The 5,974-nt window shown below is 44.6% G+C and carries 4 protein-coding genes; 1 reads left to right on the forward strand and 3 read right to left on the reverse strand.

Going from position 1 to position 5,974, the window contains the following annotated elements; all coding sequences use genetic code 11:
* Nucleotides 1-62: 62 nt before the first annotated feature.
* From GNE10_RS31000 to gyrA, 3 genes are read right to left on the reverse strand one after another with little or no spacing between them, the layout of a single operon-like run.
* Nucleotides 63-926, reverse strand: coding sequence for a DUF6671 family protein (locus tag GNE10_RS31000; RefSeq protein ID WP_185569703.1), 864 nt, complete (start codon nucleotides 924-926; stop codon nucleotides 63-65).
* Nucleotides 927-929: 3 nt separating this feature from the next.
* Nucleotides 930-2,522: an apolipoprotein N-acyltransferase gene (gene lnt, locus GNE10_RS31005; protein WP_185569705.1), complete on the reverse strand. Its 1,593-nt coding sequence runs from the start codon at nucleotides 2,520-2,522 to the stop codon at nucleotides 930-932.
* Entirely contained in the window at nucleotides 2,503-5,091 is a 2,589-nt protein-coding gene (gyrA, locus tag GNE10_RS31010; RefSeq protein ID WP_185569706.1) for a DNA topoisomerase (ATP-hydrolyzing) subunit A, read from the reverse strand. The genes lnt and gyrA overlap by 20 nt, the downstream gene beginning before the upstream one ends.
* Before the next feature lie 589 nt (nucleotides 5,092-5,680).
* Here gyrA and GNE10_RS31015 point away from each other — a divergent pair.
* Complete coding sequence (locus GNE10_RS31015) at nucleotides 5,681-5,881, forward strand: hypothetical protein (RefSeq protein WP_099066318.1); 201 nt, start codon at nucleotides 5,681-5,683, stop codon at nucleotides 5,879-5,881.
* Nucleotides 5,882-5,974 lie beyond the last annotated feature (93 nt).

A 5,974-nucleotide genomic window follows, 5' to 3' on the forward strand; every position in this document is an offset into this window, starting at 1 on the left:
ATGTGTATAAGAGACAGCAGCAATTTCTATTGGATGAAAAATTTTCAAATTAAATCTACCCTCTAGGGATTGCAGTACATACATTGTGCTGGTTCAGCATATTCAATTCCATTGGGAAATACTTTTTCTTGACTAAATCCACATTTTTGACATTGATAAATAACATTGAGGGTTAAAGCTGTTGGCATACCGCACATTGCACAAGGTAATCCGGGAATTCTTTCAATGACTTCAAAACCAGGCGTAGAACATTGTGGGCAACAACTTTGAATTTTTCTGATTAAATCTTGAGTAGCTTTAGCAATGTTATTCATGCGGGTAGGGTTATACATTGCCCGCATATCTGTTTCTAAATGTGCTTTACCTGTGGGGGAATTTGCAATGGCAAAATTCACGGCTTCTACAAGTTGCTTTTCTGTAGTAATTCCTTTAATAATTTGCTGACTATCTTGAGGATATTCGCTAAACATCACCACTAAACCATGTTCCGGAAAGCCGATTTTTTTAGCAAATTGCAATGCCTGGTCGATACTTTCCACAACAATGTGGCTATGATTGGTTTCTAGAGAAAATTCTTCTCCAATAATTTCTAAATTATTGTTTGTATCTAAAAGTATTACAATTTCTCGATTAGTAGAAATAAAAGGTATGCTAGGGTGAGGTACAAAACTCCCTTCACTAGCTAATGCTAAACTTTCACCAGTCAATTCTAATGCTTTTTTGGCTTTCAATCTAGCAGTTGCAATTTGATTGCCTGGACGTTGAACATCTCTAGTAAATGTCCCAAAAGCATCAGTATTAAAATTTTGAGGAACAATAATTTGAATTCCTAATTCTGCTGCTAAAATTGGAGCGATCGCTTTTTCTTTTTGGTGCATTGTTGCCAATACTGCTATCCGATGAGTAAATAATGAATTCCTTTGCATTTTTTACCTCTTTTGAAATAGCCAAAGTCCTCCAGAGGAGATTAACAACAACGGTGTCAACCAATCACCCCAACGCACATATAAAGTTTTTGTTTGTCGGCGATAAATTGTTTCGGCATGAGTTTCGTAAGTATTATATCCAGATATCCACAAAGTTCTCCCGTGAGGATTTATAAAGGCTGAATATCCTGTGTTAGTTGCCCGTGCTGACCATCTATCAGTTTCAATTGCCCGCATGATATCCTGGGCGTGATGCTGGAATGGCATGGATGGACTGTAATGAGCATCATTAGAGGAACTGAGAATAAATTGTCCCCCCGCCGCAGCTTGATAGCGAAATTGTTCGGGAAAAGCAGATTCATAACATATACTAGCGATCGCTCTCCCAAAAGGAGTGTCAAATATCTGATTTGCTGCACCCGCAACTTGATGTGCTTCCAAAGGCGACAACCGCTCAACTATGCCACCTAAAATTTCTTCAAAGGGAATATATTCTCCCAAAGGTACTAATTTCGCTTTGTCGTAGCGACTGACTATTTCCCCTCGACTATTAAAAGTAAACAAGCTAATTGTATAACTGCGCCCTGTTTCGCCAAAAGCCCCAATCCAAGCCACTACGCCTTTTTCCTTCACCGCCGCCACTAAAGCAGTTGTCATCAAGTTACGCTGGAAAACAGGTAAAGCCCCCTCGGCGGTGAGAACTGCATCGACACCTTGATTGGCTAAACTTATGTATCCCTTGGTGTAATTTTCTTCGGCGCGACGAAATCCTTCGGAACTCCGCAAAAGCCGATTAGGAATATTACCTTGAACAATTCCCACTTTCAACGCCGCTTCTGGTGTTTGGGCGATGGGACGACTGTATAAAATAAAACCTATTAAATGTAAACTAATTAATAGTCCAACGCCAGTAACTAAGTATTTATTAACGAACCACAGAGGCGCAGAGGCCGCAGAGGAAATTCTCTCTGCGTTCTCTGTGTGTGTATGGTTCCTCCATGCTTCAGCAATCAATCCATTCACAGCGACTATTGCCGCAGTCACAGCATTCGGCCCGGAGAGTTGACCAAGGTGTAATATTACGAGATTATGCGGACTTTGTGTGTAAGCCAGAGAACTCCACCACAAAGGCCCAGCACTCCAGAGACTCTCTAAACCACACCACACAGCCGTACCAATTAATACACGCAGCCAAGATTTTTGCTCGCCCAAACGCACCATTACAGCTGCCCAAATGCTAACCAGTATTCCCCCCAAAACAGTGATAAATCCCCAACAAAAAAGCGTGATTGCCAAACTCGGCAACCACGGCACACCTAACCAAGTCATGGGGTGAATTCCTCTAATCCAGGAGAGGGCGATACCGTGAAAGGCGACGCCCCAGAGGAAGGCAGGGGGGAATTGGTGTTTGGGTTTTGAAGAGGTAACAAGCAATACCCACAGGGGAGCTAGAGCAATCCAAGCTAGGAACCACGCACCGACGGGGGCGACGGTCACCCCCATCAAAATACCACTGGCTAAGGCAATCAACGAAGGAGGTAAGGAGGTTAATTTCTCTCCTTGCCTCCCCTGTTTTTTACTCTGCTTCTTCTGCATCACCACTATCAGGGGGAACTATTGCTACTCCGGTAATGGCGTCGTCTTCATCTAAACGCTGCACTCTGACTCCAGTTGCCGATCGCGATTGTACGGAAATTGCATTTACAGCTTGCCGAATAATAATACCGCGATTGGTGACCATCATGATTTCTTCGCCATCGTTGTTCACAATGCGTAGAGTTGCTAGTTGGTCTTTGGTTTTACGGTTTTTGAATTTGGTGGCCATTAAACCTTGACCTGCACGGTTTTGCAGGCGGAATTGAGCCACTGGTACGCGTTTTCCATAGCCTGCCATTGTAATTACCAACACCCAAGGGCCGACACTGGCATTACCAGGAACTTCTGCTGACTCTTCATTGATTTCGATTTCTTCGGTTTCAATTTCTTCAACTTCGGCTTCTGTAACTGTATCCAAGGTTTCGAGAATTGCCGCAGGTAAAATATCCATACCCACCAATTCGTCTTTATTTTTCAACTTCATGGCTTTCACCCCACGAGTCGCCCTACCCAAGGGACGCAGTTGGTCGTGGTTGCACCGGAAGTGAATCGCCATTCCTTGACGAGAACCAATAATTACGCTGTCTTCTACTCTGGCGCGTCGTACCCAGCGGAGTTGGTCGCCTTCTTCTAGGGAAATGGCAATTAAGCCATTGGCGCGAATGCTGTTAAAGGCTGCCAATTCGGTTTTTTTGATGTTACCGCCTTTGGTGAGCATCACCAGATATTCCTCGTTACTAAATTCGTCAACGGGGACAATGGAGGTAATTTTCTCTTCCTTGGGAATGGGTAGCATTTGCACGATGGGAGTACCGCGACTGGTGCGGGAACCCACAGGAATTTGATAGGCTTTGAGGCAGTAAACTACACCGCGTTCGCTAAAGAACAAAACGCTGTCGTGGTCGCAGCAAGTTAAGAAATGCTCAACGGTGTCATCATCTTTGACCTTGGCGGCGGCTTTACCTCTGGTAGCACGGCTTTGGGCTTCAAAGGTGTTCACGGGCATCCGTTTAATGTAGCCTTGTTCTGTTAGTAAAATTACGGCTTTTTCGTTGGCAATTAAGTCACGTTCGTCGATTTCGCCTTCCCCTGGTAAAATTACCGTGCGTCTGGGGGTGGCGAACTTAGTTTTTAGTTCGGTGACTTCGGTTTCAATGATTTCCAATACCCTCTCCCGCCGTGCCAAAATATCTTGCAAATCGGCATTTTTGGTTTGTAATTCTTCGTGTCCCAGACAATTTTTGTCGGTTTCTAAGGCAGTCAACCGCCGTAATTGCATCTGTAAGATGGCATCGGCTTGCACTTCCGAAAGTCCGTAGGTTTCGATTAATTCGCCTTTGGCTGTGGGTGCATCTGGGGCATGGCGAATCAAGTTAATAATTGCATCTAGGTGGGACAGGGCAATTAATAACCCTTGTAAAATGTGGTCGCGTTCCTCAGCTTTTCGCAATTCGTAGCGGGTGCGTCTGGCAATGGATTCGATGCGGAAATCCAAGAAGACGCTTAAGAATTGCTTGAGGGTGAGTACTAGGGGTTCGCTATTCACCAATGCCAACATGTTAGCGCCGAAGTTGGCTTGCAGTGGTGTTTGCTTGTAGAGGTTGTTCAAAACCACGCGGGGATAAGCATCGCGCTTGAGTTCGATGACAATCCGCATCCCGTCGCGATCGCTTTCATCTCGGATATCTGCAATGCCCTCTAGCCGCTTTTCGTTCACCATTTCGGCGATTTTTTCAATTAACGCCGCTTTGTTGGTTTGATAGGGCAATTCGGTGATGACGATTGCTTCTCGATCTGGGCGTCCCCGCTGTTCGATGGTTTCAATGCTGGCGACACCGCGCATGGTAATGGAACCGCGTCCGGTGGTGTAAGCTTCCCGAATGGCAGCTGTCCCCAAAATCTGTGCCCCAGTGGGAAAGTCGGGGCCGTGGACATACTGCATTAATTCGATATCGGTGATTTCTGGATTGTGAATCAGTGCCACCAAGCCGTCAATTAATTCCCCCAAATTGTGTGGCGGAATGTTCGTCGCCATACCCACGGCAATCCCAGAGGAACCGTTGAGCAGTAATTGGGGAATCCGGGCTGGGAGTACTGTGGGTTCTTGCTGGGAACCGTCGAAGTTATCCGCAAAGTCTACGGTTTCTGATTCAATATCGTGTAATAAGCCAGCACTAGTTAAAGCTTGCAAGCGACATTCTGTATATCGCATTGCCGCTGGCGGATCGTTATCCACCGAACCAAAGTTACCATGCCCGTCTACCAAAGGCGATCGCATGGAAAAATCCTGCGCCATCCGCACCAAAGCATCATACACAGCCGTGTCACCGTGGGGGTGATATTTACCCAATACTTCCCCCACCACACGGGCACATTTCTTAAACGGGCGATCGTGCAGCAGACCTAGCTCGTGCATTGCGTAGAGAATGCGACGATGCACAGGTTTTAGACCATCCCTTGCATCTGGCAGCGCCCGACCCACTATCACGCTCATGGCGTATTCCAGATAAGACTGCGACATTTCGTTTCGCAAGTCTGTCGGGATAATCCTCTCCTGTGAGGTTGTCATAACCTAAAAATCTCCAAAAATCGTAGATTTTAGCTTTTTTACTCGACACAGCGCAAAATTATTCTAAATTGCTCTTGAATAATTGCCATTATCTGATATAATTCTAGCATGTATTACCTTTTCCTGTCTGAATAGCTAATTAAAGTATCTAGTCAAAAGTTAGTAAATAAATATACTAAATGTAGATACAATAGCAGGTACAGAAGCCCACATTTTAAGAGTCTAAGATAAGTCAAGACTTACGCAACGCCGATATTATCATTGCAAGCGAAACGCAGTGTAGGGAAGCAATCCCCGCGTCAAGTGGAACTACTACACTATTGCTCGTAATAACGTAATTACGTTATTTTTGCGTAATGAATGTAAGTAAATTAACGTAATTGAAAATAATTCTGTAAAATAACTCACTAATTTAACTGAGTTCGATTATTTATAGAAACTACTTAATTTCAAATGTTATTAATTAGACTTTATTATTTAAAACATCCTGTTAATTGCGAATTGGTATAAATAACAATTTAAGTCCCAAGGTAGTGTATGCCTTGCAACTAAAAAATCTAAGCTTGGCCTATGAGTCCGGGTAAAAACCATGAATAAGGAAACAGTTCCTAACCAAGCAGAAAAGATGAATCCAGAAAGCGATACATCACAATTAAGTCCAGAGGTACTTGACAAAATCAAACATCCTCCAAAAATGGACGATGTGATTCGCGAGCAATCACCAGACGAGCGCAAAACTAACCAAGCTTTAGTACCTGAAATGCTAGAGCAACCAAGTGAGGAATTGTAGCAAGGGGCTGGGGCATTGGGCAAGCAGGAGGTGTGGGAGGTGTGGGAGGTGTGGGAGGTGTGGGAGGTGTGGGAGGTGTGGGAGGTGTGGGAG

This window comes from Nostoc sp. 2RC (genome assembly GCF_014222165.1).
Classification (GTDB): domain Bacteria; phylum Cyanobacteriota; class Cyanobacteriia; order Cyanobacteriales; family Nostocaceae; genus Nostoc; species Nostoc linckia.